Source organism: Collinsella sp. Sow4_E3, from assembly GCF_052116285.1.
In the GTDB taxonomy this organism is placed as follows: domain Bacteria; phylum Actinomycetota; class Coriobacteriia; order Coriobacteriales; family Coriobacteriaceae; genus Collinsella.
Genome location: NZ_JBQKLJ010000002.1, coordinates 207,201 through 222,874, shown reverse-complemented (window position 1 = coordinate 222,874; position 15,674 = coordinate 207,201). Strand labels below are relative to the sequence as shown.

The 15,674-nt window shown below is 60.8% G+C and carries 11 protein-coding genes; all 11 read left to right on the top strand.

The window, feature by feature from the left end; translation table 11 throughout:
* Nucleotides 1-152: 152 nt before the first annotated feature.
* The 11 genes from dnaB (at nt 153) to ACTQ48_RS02780 (ending at nt 15,591) form a co-directional block, all read left to right on the top strand.
* Nucleotides 153-1,550, top strand: a complete 1,398-nt coding sequence (dnaB, locus tag ACTQ48_RS02830) for a replicative DNA helicase (RefSeq protein WP_441570091.1) — start codon at nt 153-155, stop codon at nt 1,548-1,550.
* A 92-nt stretch (nt 1,551-1,642) separates the two neighbouring features.
* A complete protein-coding gene (locus ACTQ48_RS02825; RefSeq protein WP_427717940.1) occupies nt 1,643-2,929 on the top strand; it encodes an adenylosuccinate synthase in 1,287 nt (428 codons plus the stop codon).
* A gap of 120 nt (nt 2,930-3,049) precedes the next feature.
* Nucleotides 3,050-4,354: a phosphoribosylamine--glycine ligase gene (gene purD / locus ACTQ48_RS02820; protein ID WP_441570078.1), complete on the top strand. Its 1,305-nt coding sequence runs from the start codon at nt 3,050-3,052 to the stop codon at nt 4,352-4,354.
* Between the two features lie 21 nt (nt 4,355-4,375).
* Nucleotides 4,376-5,071 carry an NUDIX domain-containing protein gene (locus tag ACTQ48_RS02815; protein ID WP_441570077.1) on the top strand — a complete coding sequence of 232 codons (696 nt, stop codon included), beginning with the start codon at nt 4,376-4,378 and terminating at the stop codon, nt 5,069-5,071.
* Nucleotides 5,072-5,153: 82 nt separating this feature from the next.
* On the top strand, nt 5,154-6,923 hold the full coding sequence (locus ACTQ48_RS02810) for an ABC transporter ATP-binding protein (protein WP_441570076.1): 1,770 nt from the start codon (nt 5,154-5,156) through the stop codon (nt 6,921-6,923).
* Between the two features lie 19 nt (nt 6,924-6,942).
* Nucleotides 6,943-7,908 (top strand): hypothetical protein, encoded by a 966-nt coding sequence (locus ACTQ48_RS02805; RefSeq protein ID WP_441570075.1) that lies wholly within the window; start codon nt 6,943-6,945, stop codon nt 7,906-7,908.
* Between the two features lie 411 nt (nt 7,909-8,319).
* The gene (carA, locus tag ACTQ48_RS02800; protein WP_441570074.1) at nt 8,320-9,765 is read left to right on the top strand and encodes a glutamine-hydrolyzing carbamoyl-phosphate synthase small subunit; all 1,446 of its coding nucleotides are present in this window, start codon (nt 8,320-8,322) and stop codon (nt 9,763-9,765) included.
* A gap of 1 nt (nt 9,766) precedes the next feature.
* The gene (gene carB / locus ACTQ48_RS02795) at nt 9,767-13,081 is read left to right on the top strand and encodes a carbamoyl-phosphate synthase large subunit (protein ID WP_441570073.1); all 3,315 of its coding nucleotides are present in this window, start codon (nt 9,767-9,769) and stop codon (nt 13,079-13,081) included.
* Between the two features lie 444 nt (nt 13,082-13,525).
* Nucleotides 13,526-13,990, top strand: a complete 465-nt coding sequence (gene purE / locus ACTQ48_RS02790; protein ID WP_154516732.1) for a 5-(carboxyamino)imidazole ribonucleotide mutase — start codon at nt 13,526-13,528, stop codon at nt 13,988-13,990.
* 36 nt (nt 13,991-14,026) lie between these two features.
* A complete protein-coding gene (locus tag ACTQ48_RS02785; protein ID WP_441570072.1) occupies nt 14,027-15,031 on the top strand; it encodes a class B sortase in 1,005 nt (334 codons plus the stop codon).
* Nucleotides 15,032-15,174: 143 nt separating this feature from the next.
* Nucleotides 15,175-15,591, top strand: coding sequence for a molybdenum cofactor biosynthesis protein MoaE (locus ACTQ48_RS02780; RefSeq protein ID WP_441565823.1), 417 nt, complete (start codon nt 15,175-15,177; stop codon nt 15,589-15,591).
* Nucleotides 15,592-15,674 lie beyond the last annotated feature (83 nt).

Here is a 15,674-nt window from a genome sequence, read left to right as displayed (position 1 = left end):
TTTTTGCGCTGAGTGGGTGTCACGTCATACATTGAGATGCAGTCCCACATAAGGGACCGTTCATCCGTTTGGTTCGGTGATGATTGTTAAGGCGCGCCTCGATTTAAAGCTGTGGCTGATACTATGGATGCTCGCAAGCGATATGAATGAGGATGCTCATGGCATACGACGATAGGGAGACATGGCTGACGGTTGAGGACCGCGGCTCCAAGTTGGGTCTCCCCCAAAACCAAGATGCAGAGGCCAACGTATTGGCCGCCATGCTGCTATCGCCCGAGGTGGTCGAAGAAGCCCAGGTCGAACTGCAGCCCGACGATTTCTACCGGCCCATTCATAAGACCATCTATACCGCGATGGTCGATATGTACAACAGTCGCATCCCCATCGACTCCATCTCGCTGATCGATTACCTGCGAAGCATCAACAAGCTCGATGCCGTGGGCGGCGAGGCGTACATTTTGGAGCTGATGGGTCAGACCCTGTCGCTCGTCAACTGGCAGCACCATGCCGCCATCGTTCGTCGCGACTCGATGCTGCGTGAGCTGATTGGCGCCACCAACGAGATTAACGCGCTGGCCTATAACGCCCCCACCGATACCAAAGAGGTCGTGGAGCTGGCCGAGAGCAAGCTGCTCAAGGTTACGGCGCGCGAGGTTAAGTCGAGCTACAAGACACTGACCGAGTTTATGGTCGAGGCCTATAACGAGGCCGAGGAAGTGTGCCAGGCCGGTGGCCAGGCAGCGGGCGTTCCCACGGGCTTCCCGTCACTCGACCGCATGCTTATGGGCTTCCGCGAGGGCCAGCTCATCATTATCGGCGCCCGCCCCGCCGTGGGTAAGACCTCGTTCGCTCTAAACCTGGCGCTCAATGCCGCCGCTGCGGGCTACACCGTCGGCTTTTTCTCGCTGGAGATGTCGGGCAAGGAAATTGCCCAGCGCCTGATTTGCGCCTATGCCATGATTTCGATCAGTGATTTTCGCATGGGTCGCATTAGCCCCGAGCAGTGGGCCAATATCAACGAGGCCACGCAGACCTTGTCCAAGCTCGATATTCTGATTGACGATACGCCCGGCACCACGGTGACCGAGATTCGCGCCAAGAGCCGCCGCATGCTCCACAACAAGGAGAAGGCCATCATTATCTTGGACTACCTGCAGCTGGTGAGTCCTCCGCCGGGACGCCGTTCCGTGAGCCGCACCGTCGAGGTCTCCGAGATGTCGCGTGGCTTAAAGATTATGGCCAAGGAACTCAAGATTCCGCTGATCGCGCTGTCTCAGCTGTCGCGTCAGGTCGAATCCCGTACCGGCAAGCGCCCGCAGCTTTCCGACCTGCGCGAATCGGGCTCCATCGAGCAGGACGCCGATATCGTCATGTTCTTGGACCGTTCCGCCGACGAGGCTGAGGCCTCGCGCGACGACCGGCCCGACGAGGGCGTCACGCGTATTGTCGTGGCCAAGAACCGTTCGGGCCCGATCGGCGACGTCGACCTGATGTTCCTGCCGGCATCCACCAAGTTCTATGAGCTTGATGGGGTGCATACCGAGGAGTAGGACAGGCGCCCGTTGCACGGGTATACTGGGAATGTTTTGTGCTTCTGCCCGCCGTGTGGCGCGCAGACAGTCCATGTATGTAAGGAGTAAACATGCCGTCAACCGTTTTGGTCGGTGCCCAGTGGGGCGATGAGGGCAAGGGTAAGATCTGCGACCTGATCGCCGGCGACTTCGATGCCGTCGTGCGCTATTCGGGCGGCAACAACGCCGGGCACACCATCGTTGTCAACGGCAAGAAGTACGGCCTGCACCAGGTGCCCTCCGGCATCATGTACGCCGACCACGTGTCGGTGATTGGCAACGGCTGCGTCGTCAACCCCAAGGTTGTCCTTGAGGAGATCGACATGTTCGAGGCCGATGGCATCACCACCAAGAACCTCAAGATCAGCGGCAACGCACACGTGATCATGCCGTATCACGTCGACCTGGACGGCGCCTTTGAACAGAAGCTCGGCAAGAAGAGCATCGGTACCACCAAGCGCGGCATTGGCCCGTGCTATCAGGACAAGATGGCTCGTATTGGTCTTCGTATGCAGGACATGCTGGACGAGGAGCTCTTCCGCGACAAGCTGGAAACCGCTCTTGCCCGCGTGAATCCCGAGCTCGAGCTGCTTTACGGCCTGCCCACCTACACCGTGGACCAGATCTGTGAAGAGTACCTGCCCATGGCCGAGCGCCTGCGCCCGTACATCACCGAGACGAGCCTGCTGCTCAACAACATGATCGATGAGGGCAAGACCCTGCTCTTTGAGGGCGCCCAGGCAACATTGCTCGATATCGACCACGGCACCTATCCGTTTGTCACGTCTTCCAACTGCACCGCCGGCGGCGCGATCACCGGTTCTGGTGTTGGCATGAAAAACGTCGACCGCGTGCTGGGCGTCATGAAGGCCTACATCACCCGCGTCGGTGCAGGCCCCATGCCCACCGAGCTTTCCTACGAGTCCGAGGCCGGCCATACGCTGACCGAGGAGGGCTATGAGTACGGCGTGACCACCGGTCGCCGTCGTCGCTGCGGCTGGTTTGACGGTCCCATCGCCAACTACGCCTCGCGCGTCAACGGTCTTACCGACATCGCCCTGACCAAGCTCGACGTGCTTTCGGTCTTCGACACCATTAAGGTGTGCGTGGCCTATGACGTCGACGGCGAGCGCTACACCAGCGTGCCCGAGCACCAGGTGCGCTTTGAGCATGCCAAGCCCATCTACGAGGAGCTTCCTGGCTGGAAGTGCGATATCACCGGCTGCCGCAGCTTTGAGGAGCTGCCGCAGGAGGCTCAGGACTACGTGGCATTTGTCGAGGATCTGGCGCACACGCGCGTGACGTTTGTCGGTGTTGGCGCCGGCCGCGAGCAGATCATCAACCGATTCTGGAAGTAATCGGCGTTATTTGGTTATTGCGATATACCCCTTCGCAGCCCGGACGGGCGGCCGAGGGGTATATTTGCTTGTAATGGGCCCGCATGGTTGACGGGCCGTTAATCCATAGAGGAGGCACCCTTGAAGGCGGACACTCAAACCATCGACATCCTGTTGTTGGGCAGCGGCGGCCGCGAGCATGCTTTGGCAGCCAAGCTCGCGGCATCACCGCGCGCCGGCAGGCTCTACATCGCCCCGGGCAACGGCGGCACCGCGAGCTGCGGCGAGAACGTGGTTCTCGACGATTGCGATCCTGATGCCGTGGCGGCGTTTGCGCAGAGCCACGGATGCGGACTCGTGGTAATTGGCCCCGAGGCTCCGCTCGTGGCGGGCGTGGCCGACGCCGTGCGCGCGGCGGGTATTCCCTGCTTTGGCCCGGGTGCCGAGGGCGCTCAGATGGAGGGCTCTAAGCTGTTCTCCAAGCAGCTCATGGAGCGTGCGGGCATTCCGACGGCCGCCTACGGCTCGTTTACCGACGAGGCTTCGGCTCTCGCCTATGTGCGCGAGCAGGGCGCTCCGCTGGTCGTGAAGGCCGACGGTCTTGCCGCGGGCAAGGGCGTTATTGTGGCAACCGAGCTTTCGCAGGCCGAAGAGGCCGTGCGCGAGTGCTTTGGCGGCACCTTTGGCGACGCCGGCAACACCGTGGTTATCGAGGAGATGCTCGTTGGCCCCGAGTGCTCGCTGCTGGCCTTTACCGACGGCAAGACCGTGCGCCCCATGGCCACCTCGCAGGACCACAAGCGCGCGCTTGAGGGCGACCTTGGTCCCAACACGGGCGGCATGGGCGTCTACAGCCCGGTGCCTATCGTGACCGACGAGGAGCACGCCACCATGGTGAAGGTCATGGAGCAGACCGTGGCCGAGCTCGCCGCCGAGGGCATCGATTACCGTGGCTGCCTGTACGGCGGCTTTATGCTTACCCCCGCCGGCCCCAAGGTGCTGGAGTTTAACGCCCGCTTTGGCGACCCCGAGACGCAGGTCGTACTGCCGCGCCTTAAGAACGACCTGGTCGAGGTCATGCTTGCCTGCGCTAACTGCGAGCTCGACCAGATTGAGCTCGATTGGCGTGACGAGTGGGCGGTGGCCGTTGTCCTGACGAGCGCGGGTTATCCCGGCAGCTACGAGAAAGGCAAGGTCATCACCGGTATCGAGGATGCCGAGGCCATGGAGAACGTGACCGTGTATCACGCCGGCACCGCCGTGGTGGACGGCCAGCTCGTGACCAACGGCGGCCGCGTGCTCGCCGTGACCGCACTGGGCGACACGTTCGAGAACGCTCGCAACCTTGCCTACGAGGCTTGCGAGAAGATCGATTTTGAGGGCAAGACCCTGCGTCACGACATTGGCCTGCGCGCGCTGCGCGGCCGCGACGCCTGGGATGCTTAAAATCCGAGAGGAATGAGACGGATGGACGAGAAGAACGAAGAGCTCGTGGACGCGCAAATCGTCGAAGAGGACAGCCACATATATGGGCACGCCGAGGGCGAGCCTGGTGGCGAGGTCGCTGACGAGCCGGCGCTGGTGCTGGGCGACGACGACCCGCACGATGCCGAGCTGCACGAGAAGATTCTTTCGGAGGAGTGCGCCTGGAAGGGCAAGATCCTCGACGTCCACCGTCTTGAGGTTGAGCTGCCCAACGGTCACCGCAGCGCCCGCGATATCGTTCGCCATCCGGGTGCGGCGGCCGTTGTGGCGCTGACCGAGAGCGGCAAGATCGTACTGGTGCGTCAGTACCGCACCGCCATCGACCGCGTGACGGTTGAGATTCCCGCCGGCAAGCTCGACCCAGGCGAGGACCCGCTCGATTGTGCCAGGCGCGAGCTGCATGAGGAGACGGGCTTTAAGGCCGGGCGCATTCGCTTTTTAACGTCTATTGTCACGACCTGCGGTTTTTGCGACGAGATTATTCACATCTACCTGGCCACCAAGCTCGAGTTCGATGCGCCCAACCCCGACGATGACGAGTTTGTCAACGTTGACCTGGTGCCGCTGCACGAGCTGATCGATGCCGTGCTCGACGGCAAGATCGAGGATGCCAAGACCGTCGTGGGCGCACTTGCCTGCGACAGCATCGCGCACCGCCTTGGTGGTTCTGAGCTGTAACGAGTGGGGATAGCCCTGGGACAAGTGCTACTGATTGCTTTGTCCCAGGGTCTTACGTTGCTGATATTTCTTTGAGGATCACATGCTGAAGCGTTTTCTGTCTTACTACAAGCCCCAGATGGGGCTTTTTGTTGCCGATACCATTTGCGCCCTGGTGCTCGCCGCCATTGACCTGGCGTTTCCCATTATCCTGCGCAATCTGTGCGGCGGGCTGTTTACCCAGGGCCAGACTGCCATTATGCAGGCGCTCGGTATGATCGCGGTGGGACTGGTGCTGATGTATGCCACCCGCTGCGCCTGCCGCTACTTTGTGAGCTATTGGGGCCACGTGATGGGCGCGCGCATGGAGTCCAAGATGCGCGAGGACTTGTTCGATCAGTACGAGCGTTTTAGCTTTGCGTACTTTGATCGCAACAGCTCGGGTGACATGATGAGCCGCGTGGTCAACGACCTGTTCGATATCTGCGAGGCGGCGCACCACGTGCCCGAATGGATCATTATTTGCGGTATCGAGATCATTGGCTCGTTTGTGATTCTGTTTACCATTGCGCCGGTGCTCGCACTCGCCATGGTCGTGGTGACGGCGGTGTTCGCGGTCATTATGTTTTGGCAGAATATGCGCATGCGCGAGGTCTTTAGCGATAACCGCAAAAAGATCAGCGGCATCAATGCGCAGCTGCAGGATTCGCTGGCGGGCATGCGTGTGGTCAAAAGCTTTGCCAATGAGCAGACCGAACGCTCTAAGTTCCGTGCCTCTAACGATCGCTACCTTTCGTCCAAGGAAAACATGTATCACGCCATGGGCGTCTACACCGCGACGTATGGTCTGCTCTCGGGCGTGCTCTATGTGATCGTGGTGCTGCTGGGCGGTTGGCTCGTTGCCCAAGGCCAGCTGCAGGCGGTCGATATGGCAACCTTCGCGCTCTACATTTCGCTGTTCTGCACGCCGCTTGAGACGCTCGTCAATTCGGCCGAGACGTATCAGAAAGCCATCGCCGGCTTTAAGCGCATGGACGAGGTGCTCTCGACTGTCCCCGATATTCAGGATAAGCCGGGTGCTGCGGATCTGCAGGTGACGGCCGGCGCTGTTGAGTATCGCGACGTGTGCTTTAGCTACGAGGATGTTGAGCTGGGCGCGGGCGACGGGACGCGTCCCGTTATCGACCATATGGATCTGTCCATTAAGCCCGGTCAAACCATCGCTTTGGTTGGTCCCTCGGGCGGCGGCAAATCAACGACTTGTTCGCTGTTGCCGCGCTTTTACGACGTTGCCGCCGGCTCCATTAGCATTGACGGCCAGGATGTGCGCGACGTGACGCAGCGTAGCCTGCGCCAATCCATCGGCCTGGTGCAGCAAGATGTCTATCTGTTCGACGGAACGATTGGCGAGAACATCGCCTATGGCAAGCCGGGCGCCACGGCAGAAGAAATCGCCGAGGCGGCCCATCGCGCCAACATCGATGCTTTTATCGAGTCGCTTCCGCAGGGCTATGACACCGTGGTGGGCGAGCGCGGCAGCCGTCTTTCTGGTGGTCAAAAGCAGCGCGTCGCCATCGCGCGCGTGTTTCTCAAAAATCCCAAGATCCTTATTTTGGATGAGGCGACCAGTGCTCTGGATAACGAGAGCGAGGAGGCGGTGCAGGAGTCGCTCGAGCGCTTGGCGCGCGGCCGCACCACGATCATCATCGCTCACCGTCTCTCGACTATTAAGCATGCCGACGAGATTGCGACCGTTGAGCATGGTCGCGTTGTGGAACGTGGAACGCACGAGGAGCTTCTCGCCCGTGGCGGCACTTATGCCCGTTACTATCGAATGCAGTTCGAAGGTGCGCGTGCGCACGAGCTCGACTGATTGATATGACAGGAAGGTTATGGCTGATAAGAACCATCTGACTCCGGAAGAAGTGACGGAGTTATTCTCCGAAATCGATGCATCCGGCGTCTTGGATCCTACACTCGCCAAAAAGCGTACCGAGCGCATGCGCGAGAAAGAGTCTGCCGTCAAATGCGGTGACAAGGCGACACTGGCGCGGCTGCGCAGCGAGGATCGCGCGAGCCAGGCAAAACATATCGACCCGCTGTCCGAGGACGATCCTTCGGGTTCGCAGGTGAGCCATACCATTACGAAAACTGCCATGGTCGTGGTTATCGGCATCTTGGTGCTGATTGTGGGCATGCAGATCGGCTACGGCGTGATGCGACGCCTGAACACCGCGAACCTCTCCGAGAGCGTTTCGGTGGATACCGTCTCGACCGCGCTCAAAGGTGGACTTGAATGGGGCAACGGCTTTACGCAGTTCCCGCTCGATTTTACCGTCGACGAGGCCGACGAGGGTACGGGCACGGTTGAGGTGACGGTGCTGGACACGTCTTCTGCCAATGAACTCGAGTTGCTGTCCAACGGTCAGATTCAGGCGGCGGCGCTCGCAACCAATGCCCTGCTCAACGACAAGATTGACCGTGTGGTGTATAACGTCCACGCCTATATCGACGAGGACAGCAGGATTCAGCATGATTCCTTCTTTGGCATGTTTCCCGCCCAGGGCCACCAGAGTGCCATCATGACGTTCGTCTGGACCAAGAGCTCTTCCAACGCCACCAATATCGACTGGAAGATGCGTATCGTGAGCATGGATGACACCATTGCCGAGCGTATTCAGAAACAGGTGAACTCGGTATCGTCGCTCATCGAGGACCCGGCGGTGAGCCAGACTAAGATTGACGAGGAAAAGGCCGAACGTGACCTGGAGCACCGCCTGCACGGCCGCGAGATTTTCCGTGGCGGCAAGCTTGGCCGCACCCCGTCCGAATTACTTGAGCAGGGCAAGCAAAAGTAGTCCGCAACCACATAGGACGATGGCATCCCGCGTGAGCCGCAAGCCCACGCGGGATGATTTTTCTGGGACGGGGATTAAAAAATTATTCTGTCATGTATGCGGTTGGCGAGTAGTCAATTTGGGACGGGGCTATTTTAGCTACCCCGGCTGGTGGCACGACGGTTAGGTTGATTGACGGACGGGGTAGCTAAAATAGCCCCGTCCCAAATTGACTACTCAGCGACAAAGCTCTGCTTTCAGAATGATTTTTTAATCCCCGTCCCAGAAAAATCATTATGCATAAGAAGTCATAATTATCATTTTGTAAACAATTCTATGTAATTAACGCCATACGGCATACTTACGGTTAGAATACCGCGAGGCCTAACTACACACCTTTAAGCCGGTCCCGAGAGACCGGGAAGGAGAACTATGGCGAACAACCATATTGCGGGCGCTGCCGCCCGCACCATCGCGCCCAGCGAACTGTGCCAGCGCATGCTGGCCAAAACCAGCAAGGGTGCTTGCGGTCCCTGCATCCTGTACCTTGAGGATGGGACCATTTTTTATGGCCGTGCATGTGGTGCCGAGGGCACCGCGACCGGCGAAGTCTGCTTCAATACCTCACTCGAGGGTTACTTTGAGGTTATGACCGACCCGAGCTATGCTGGCCAGATCGTTACCATGACCTATCCGCAGATTGGCAATTATGGTATCGACGAGACCGATGTCCAGTCCGCCTTCCCCGGCGATGACGTACGCCCTGAGAGAGCTCCCGCCATGCGCGGCATGATCGTGCGCGACATGTGTGCCACGCCTTCTAACTGGCGCTCGGCCGTCAGCGTGCCGGAGTACCTGCGCGCACACGGCATCGTCGCTATCGAGGGCGTCGACACCCGAGCCCTGGTGCGCCACCTGCGCGACAATGGCTCCAAGATGGGCATTATCTCGACCGAGGTCCTCGACATCGACGAGCTTGCCGAGCGCTTGGCCTCTGCTCCCACGCTGGTGGGGGAGAACCTGGTCAAGACCGTGAGCTGCCCTGCGCCCCATTCGTTCGCCGGAAGCGATCTGCCTGCCGAGCATGGCTTTGCGCTTGCGGCCCCCGCTCCCGCCCGCCACAACGTGGTCGCGTACGACTGCGGTGTCAAGCGTGGCATCCTGGAGGGTCTGGTCCGTGCTGGCTGCGCCCTCACCGTCGTGCCGTGGGATACACCCGCGCGTCAGGTACTCGACATGAATCCCGATGGCGTCTTTTTGTCCAACGGTCCCGGCGACCCCGATGCCGTGGTAGAGACCTACGAGCAGGTGCAGCAGCTGATCGGCAAGGTGCCCGTCTTTGGCATTTGCCTGGGTCACCAGATGATCAGCTTGGCATGCGGCGCCCAGATGGAAAAACTCAAATTCGGTCACCGTGGCGGTAACCAGCCGGTTATGAACCTGGTCAGCCGCCGCGTGGAAATTACCGCGCAAAACCATGGCTTTGGCTTGCTGTTCCCTAGCTTGGGCAAGCTTGTCCCCGAACTTTCGGGCGGCGAGACCGAGCATGCGGCCGACGGCGATCTGCGCGTCTGGGTGCGCCGTGGTATCGCGCCCGTCGTGATGAACGAGCGCTTTGGCCGCATTCGCCTGACGCACGTGAACCTCAACGACGGCACCGCCGAGGGCATTCAGCTGCTCGACGCCCCGTGCTTCTCGGTCCAGTACCACCCCGAGGCCTCGCCCGGCCCCACCGATGCCCACTATCTCTTTACCGCCTTTACGCGACTCATGGACGGCGAGGAGAACTACCTGGACATCGACACCGCGAAGGACCGCCTGCAGGGCTGGAACTTTGCCGACAATGGTTCCGCCACGACCGAGACCGAGGAGAACTAACATGCCTAAACGTACTGACATCAAGCGTATCCTCGTCATTGGCTCGGGTCCCATCGTCATTGGCCAGGCCTGCGAGTTCGATTACTCCGGCGCCCAGGCCTGCAAGGTGCTCAAGGAGGATGGCTTTGAGGTCATCCTGGTCAACTCCAACCCGGCGACCATCATGACCGACCCGGGCCTGGCTGACCGCACCTATGTCGAGCCCATCACCGCCGAATTTATCGAGCGCGTGATCAAGAAGGAGCGCCCGGACGCGCTGCTGCCCACGCTGGGCGGCCAGACCGGTCTGAACGCCGCCGTCGAGCTGGCAAAGGACGGCACGCTCGACCAGTACGGCGTCGAGATGATCGGCTGCGACCTTGCCGCCATCGAGCGCGGCGAGGACCGCAAGCTCTTTAACGAGGCCATGGCTGAGATCGGCCTGGAGGTCGCGCGCTCGGGCTATGCCTACAGCGTGGCCGACGCCGAGGCCATCGCCGAGCGCGTGGGATATCCCTGCGTGCTGCGCCCGAGCTTTACCCTGGGCGGCGCCGGCGGCGGCATCGCGCACACCCACGAGGAGCTCGTCTCCATCGTGAGCCAAGGCCTTGAGCTTTCGCCCGCCCACGAGGTACTGGTCGAGGAGTCCATCGAGGGTTGGAAAGAGTACGAGATGGAGGTCATGCGCGACCACGCCGGCAACGGCATCATCGTGTGCTCCATCGAGAACCTCGACCCCATGGGCGTGCATACCGGCGACTCCATCACCGTGGCGCCGGCGCAGACCCTCTCCGACCTTGAGTATCAGCGCATGCGTGTCGCCTCGCTCGCCATTCTGGAGAAGATCGGCGTCGAGACCGGTGGCTCCAACGTGCAGTTTGCCGTGCACCCGCAGACCGGTCGCCTGATCGTCATCGAGATGAACCCGCGCGTGAGCCGTTCGTCCGCACTGGCCTCCAAGGCCACGGGCTTCCCCATCGCCAAGGCCGCCGCTCGCCTGGCCGTGGGCTACACGCTCGACGAGATCGTCAACGACATCACCAAAGCCACGCCTGCCTGCTTTGAGCCCACGATCGACTACTGTGTGGTCAAGGTGCCGCGCTTTGCCTTTGAGAAGTTCAAGGGTACCGACCCCACGCTCACAACGCGCATGAAAGCCGTGGGCGAGATCATGGCGATCGGCCGCACCTTTGAGGAGGCCTTTGGCAAGGCCATGCGCTCGCTGGAGGACGGGCATCAGGGCATTTGCGCTGGTGGCAAGGAAGGTGCCGATAAGCTGAGCGACGACGAGCTCGCTCAGGCCGTGGGCACCCCGACTGAGCACCGCATCTTCTTTGTGGTCGAGGCCCTGCGTCGTGGCTGGGATGTCGCGCGCATTCATGCCATCTGCGGCATCGATCCGTGGTATCTCAACCGTATCAACGATATGGTGCTGGTCCAGGAGAGCATTCGCGGCCTGCGCGTGGAGGACATCGACGCCGACGCGATGCGCCTGCTCAAGCAGTATGGCACGAGCGATGCCGAGATTGCCGCGCTGACCGGCTCGGACGAGCGCTTTGTTCGCGCTTACCGTAAGGGTCTGGGCGTGGTTCCCAGCATGAAGACGGTCGACACCTGCGCTGCTGAGTTCTCGAGTGCCACGGAGTATCACTACAAGACCTACGAAAACATCTACCGCACGAGCCCGGTCGCCAAGAAGTGCGTTGCCCCCGACGAGACCACGCCGGCAGATAAGCCCAAGGCGATGATTCTGGGTGCCGGCCCCAATCGTATCGGCCAGGGTATCGAGTTTGACTACTGCTGCGTGCACGCGAGCTACGCGCTGGCGGCCCGTGGCTTCGAGACCATCATGGTCAACTGCAACCCCGAGACCGTCTCGACCGACTACGACACGTCCGATCGTCTGTACTTTGAGCCGCTCACCTACGAGGACGTCATGGACGTTATCGATGTTGAGCGCCCCGACGGCGTCGTGGTGACGCTCGGCGGCCAGACCCCGCTTAAGCTGGCGCGCATGCTCGAGGAGAGCGGCGTGAACATCATGGGTACCAAGCCCGATGCCATCGATTTTGCCGAGGACCGCGAGCACTTTGCCGCCCTGCTCGACAAGCTGGGCATTATGTACCCGCCGGCGGGTCAGGCCACCTCGTTTGAGGAGGCCGAGGCTGTGGCCGCGCATATCGGCTACCCGCTGCTGGTTCGTCCGAGCTATGTGTTGGGCGGCCGCGGCATGATGATCGCCTACGATGCCGAGCATCTGCACGATTACATGGCCGAGGCTGCTCGCATTAGCCCCGACTACCCGGTGTACCTCGACCGCTTCCTGGAGGGCGCGATCGAGTCCGATGTCGATGCCCTGTGCGACGGCGAGGAGGTCTACATCGGCGGTATTCTGGAGCATATCGAGGAGGCCGGTATCCACTCCGGTGACTCCGCGACTTGCATTCCGCCGTTTAGCTTTAGCGAGAGTCTGCAGGCGAAGCTCCGCGAGACCACGCGCCGCATCGCGATGGCGCTGGGAGTTCGCGGCCTGGTCAATGTGCAGTATGCCATCAAGGGCGAGACCGTCTACGTGATCGAGGCCAACCCGCGTGCCAGCCGTACCGTGCCGTTTATCTCCAAGGCCACCGGCGTGCCGCTGGCCAAGTGCGCGGCGCGCATCATGGCGGGCGATTCCATCGCGAGCCTGGGCCTGCCGAGCGACGAGCGCCAGCTGGACTGCTTCTGCATGAAGGAAGCCGTTATGCCCTGGGGTCGTTTCCCGGGAGCCGACGTTATCCTGGGGCCCGAGATGAAGTCGACGGGCGAGGTCATGGGTGTCGCCAAGAGCTATCCCGAGGCATACGCCAAGACACAGCTGGCGATTGACTACAAGCTGCCCGATCCGAGCGCTGGCAAGGTGTTCATTAGCGTGTGCGATCGCGACAAGCGCCATATCCTTTCGGTCGCCCGTATCCTGCGCTATCTGGGCTTTGACATCTGCTCTACCGAGGGTACGGCGCGCGTGCTGCGCGGAGGCAACGTGACGTGCGAGGTCGTGGAAAAGATCAGCGGCCCGCACGACGGCGAGCGCCCCAACATCGGTGACCTTATCGCCGATGGCAAGATCGCGGTGATCATCAATACGCCGTACGGCCCGGGCTCGCGCGGCGACGGCTATCTGTTGCGCACCGAGGCGGTGCGCCGCGGCGTGACCTGTGTGACGGCGATGTCTGCCGCCAATACCTACGTGAGTGCTATCGAGGCGGTGCGCGAGGACCAGCAGGGCCACGGCAGCGCCAACGACATGGGCATGGACGTCATCGCCCTGCAGGACCTGCCGCAGTACACGGTGTAATGTGACCTGGCCGGCCGGGGCGGGAGGGGCCGAGATTTCCCCCTTTCGCTCCGGCTGCAAGCAGAGTCGCTCAGGAGGAAACTCGGCCCCTCCCGCCCCGGCCTGCGGTGACTTTGCTGCACCGTGTGCTGTCGAAGGGACTTTGCGCGATGATTAGGGCTGAATAAAAAGTGAGCGTGGGATCTGCCGTTCGAATGAACGGCAGATCCCACGTTAATATTTCAGCCAACGTACGTCATAGCAATTCCCGGTAGGTCGCAGGGCGCTTCGCGGGCGGGCCAGTCTTTATCTGAACGACTTTGCGAAGCAACCGGAGTGAAGATAAAGCCTGGCCCGCCCGCGAAGCGCCACAAAGACCGCAGGGACGGGAGCAGCTATACTACTCTCAGTAGTTAAGGGTCGCGGATTGGCCGCGTCACCGCTCTCAACAGGAGGTCTTTGTTTATGGCAGATCAAAAGCCGGTTGTCGGGATCATCATGGGTTCCAAGTCCGATCTGGGCGTTATGGAAGGCTGCACCGCCGAGCTCGAGGCGCTCGGTGTGCCCTATGAGCTCGTGATTGCCAGCGCGCACCGTACGCCGGCGAAGGTCCACGAGTGGGCTTCGACTGCCGCCGACCGTGGCATCAAGGTGATTATCGCCGCAGCCGGCAAGGCCGCGCACCTGGGCGGTGTCGTGGCTGCCTTTACGCCGCTGCCGGTTATCGGCGTGCCTATGAAGACGAGTGATCTGGGCGGCATGGATTCGCTGCTGTCGATGGTGCAGATGCCTTCGGGCGTGCCTGTGGCATGCGTTGCCATCAACGGCGCCAAGAACGCCGCCATCTACGCCACGCAGATTCTGGGTGCTTGCGATCCCGAGTATCGCGCAATTATCGAGAAGATGAAGCAGGAGATGGCTGACGCTTAAGCGGCTTGCCGTTCCGTTGTAATCATAGGGAGAGTCATGTCCGACTATCAGGGAAAACGTTTCTCGGCTTCTCAGATCACCGATCCATCCAAGTCGGGATCGGCCCGCTCCATGCAGCAGGGTCGGGCATCCTCTCCTCAACAGGCTCGTGCGCCGCGCCCCGTAATGCCGACGTCCCATCGCCGTCAGGATACGCCGGCTGCGTATCGTCCCTCGTCATATGGCACGGCAAAGAAGCAGGCCCGGTCGACGAGGCAACCGAGCGGCGCTCCGTCCAGCTACACCGAGCCGCCGCGTAAGAAGCGCCGCTCCATCATCCCCATTCTGCTCATCATCGTGGGCATCGGTCTGATCGTTGCCGCTGCCGCCATCTTTATCAATGCACAGATTGGCTACAAGCAGGCGAGCGATTCGTACCAAAAGATCGAGAAGCAGTACGTGAGCGATAAGGATGCGAGCGGCGTGCCGATTGTCGATTTTGACGCTCTTGCTAAGGCAAATCCCGAGATCGTGGGATGGATTTATGTGCCGGATACCAACATCAACTATCCCGTGGTGCAGGCCAAGGACAACTCTAAATACCTCAACACGCTGTTTGACGGTACGTCCAATGCATCGGGTGCGATTTTCTTGGACTTCGAAGATGTCGCGCCGGGCATGGTGGACCAGCAGACGACAATCTACGGCCACCATATGAACGACGGATCGATGTTTAATGTGATTTCGGACACCACCGACCAGGCGACGTTCGACAGCATCGAGTACGTGTACTACATCACGCGCGATGGCACGTATAAGCTGAGACCGCTGGCGACCAAGGTGGTTGAGGATACGTACTCCAAGGCGCGCGCGACCAACTTTGAGGGCGACGACGGGCTGACGAATTATCTGTCCGAGATGCTCGACGGTGCCTCTGCCGTGGCGAGCGATGCCACCGATCGTGCCGCTTCGGCAACTAAGGTCGTAACGCTTGTGACTTGTCGCTCACTGTCATTTAGCAATACGCGCGCCGTCATGGTACTCACGCCGGTCGAGGAATAAGCGGTTCGAGAGTAGCTAATTTGGGACGGGGCTCTTTTAGCTACCCCGGATATGCAGAATGATTTTGCTGGGTTAGGTGACGGGGGTAGCTAAAAGAGCCCCGTCCCAAATTAGCTACTCGACGACGGAAAAAAGGAAAAGCGATGCTTGAAAGTGGCAAATTGATGCCTTCGGTCGATGCGTGGCTGCGCGAAGCCAAGGCCGACGCTTCGGCGCCGGCGTGTGGCATGTACCTGACGCACAATGGCGTGGTGCGTGCGACGCCTAAGTCCGAGGCGCGCGGTGTCGAGACCGATGGCGTGGCGCCGGGCCACAAGGTGGGCGGCATGGTGTTCGGCTTCGATGCCGAAAAGGTGCAGGCTGCCATCGAGGCGACGCGCGCGATGCCCGGCATCGGCTATGTGCGCGTATGGCTGGCGAGCGGCGAGCTTGCCGTGGGCGACGATATCATGCTCGTGCTCATTGGCGGAGACATTCGCCCGCATGTGGTCGATGCCCTGCAGGCGCTCGTCGGCACTATCAAGAACGAGTGCGTGAGCGAGGTCGAGCGCGAAGCGTAACGCCTAGCCGGCAACCCGTGTACGTCTATAGCAAAAGCCCGCTGGCAGTTCAGGTAAATCTGCCAGCGGGCTTTGGTGTGTTG

Excerpts from the sequence above, each read along its gene's own strand:
- ACTQ48_RS02780 (WP_441565823.1), top strand. The coding sequence starts at position 15,175 with ATGCTTGAAAGTGGCAAATTGATGCCTTCGGTCGATGCGTGGCTGCGC.
- dnaB (WP_441570091.1), top strand. The coding sequence starts at position 153 with ATGCTCATGGCATACGACGATAGGGAGACATGGCTGACGGTTGAGGAC.
- ACTQ48_RS02785 (WP_441570072.1), top strand. The coding sequence starts at position 14,027 with ATGTCCGACTATCAGGGAAAACGTTTCTCGGCTTCTCAGATCACCGAT.
- carB (WP_441570073.1), top strand. The coding sequence starts at position 9,767 with ATGCCTAAACGTACTGACATCAAGCGTATCCTCGTCATTGGCTCGGGT.
- carA (WP_441570074.1), top strand. The coding sequence starts at position 8,320 with ATGGCGAACAACCATATTGCGGGCGCTGCCGCCCGCACCATCGCGCCC.
- purE (WP_154516732.1), top strand. The coding sequence starts at position 13,526 with ATGGCAGATCAAAAGCCGGTTGTCGGGATCATCATGGGTTCCAAGTCC.
- ACTQ48_RS02805 (WP_441570075.1), top strand. The coding sequence starts at position 6,943 with ATGGCTGATAAGAACCATCTGACTCCGGAAGAAGTGACGGAGTTATTC.
- ACTQ48_RS02810 (WP_441570076.1), top strand. The coding sequence starts at position 5,154 with ATGCTGAAGCGTTTTCTGTCTTACTACAAGCCCCAGATGGGGCTTTTT.
- ACTQ48_RS02825 (WP_427717940.1), top strand. The coding sequence starts at position 1,643 with ATGCCGTCAACCGTTTTGGTCGGTGCCCAGTGGGGCGATGAGGGCAAG.
- ACTQ48_RS02815 (WP_441570077.1), top strand. The coding sequence starts at position 4,376 with ATGGACGAGAAGAACGAAGAGCTCGTGGACGCGCAAATCGTCGAAGAG.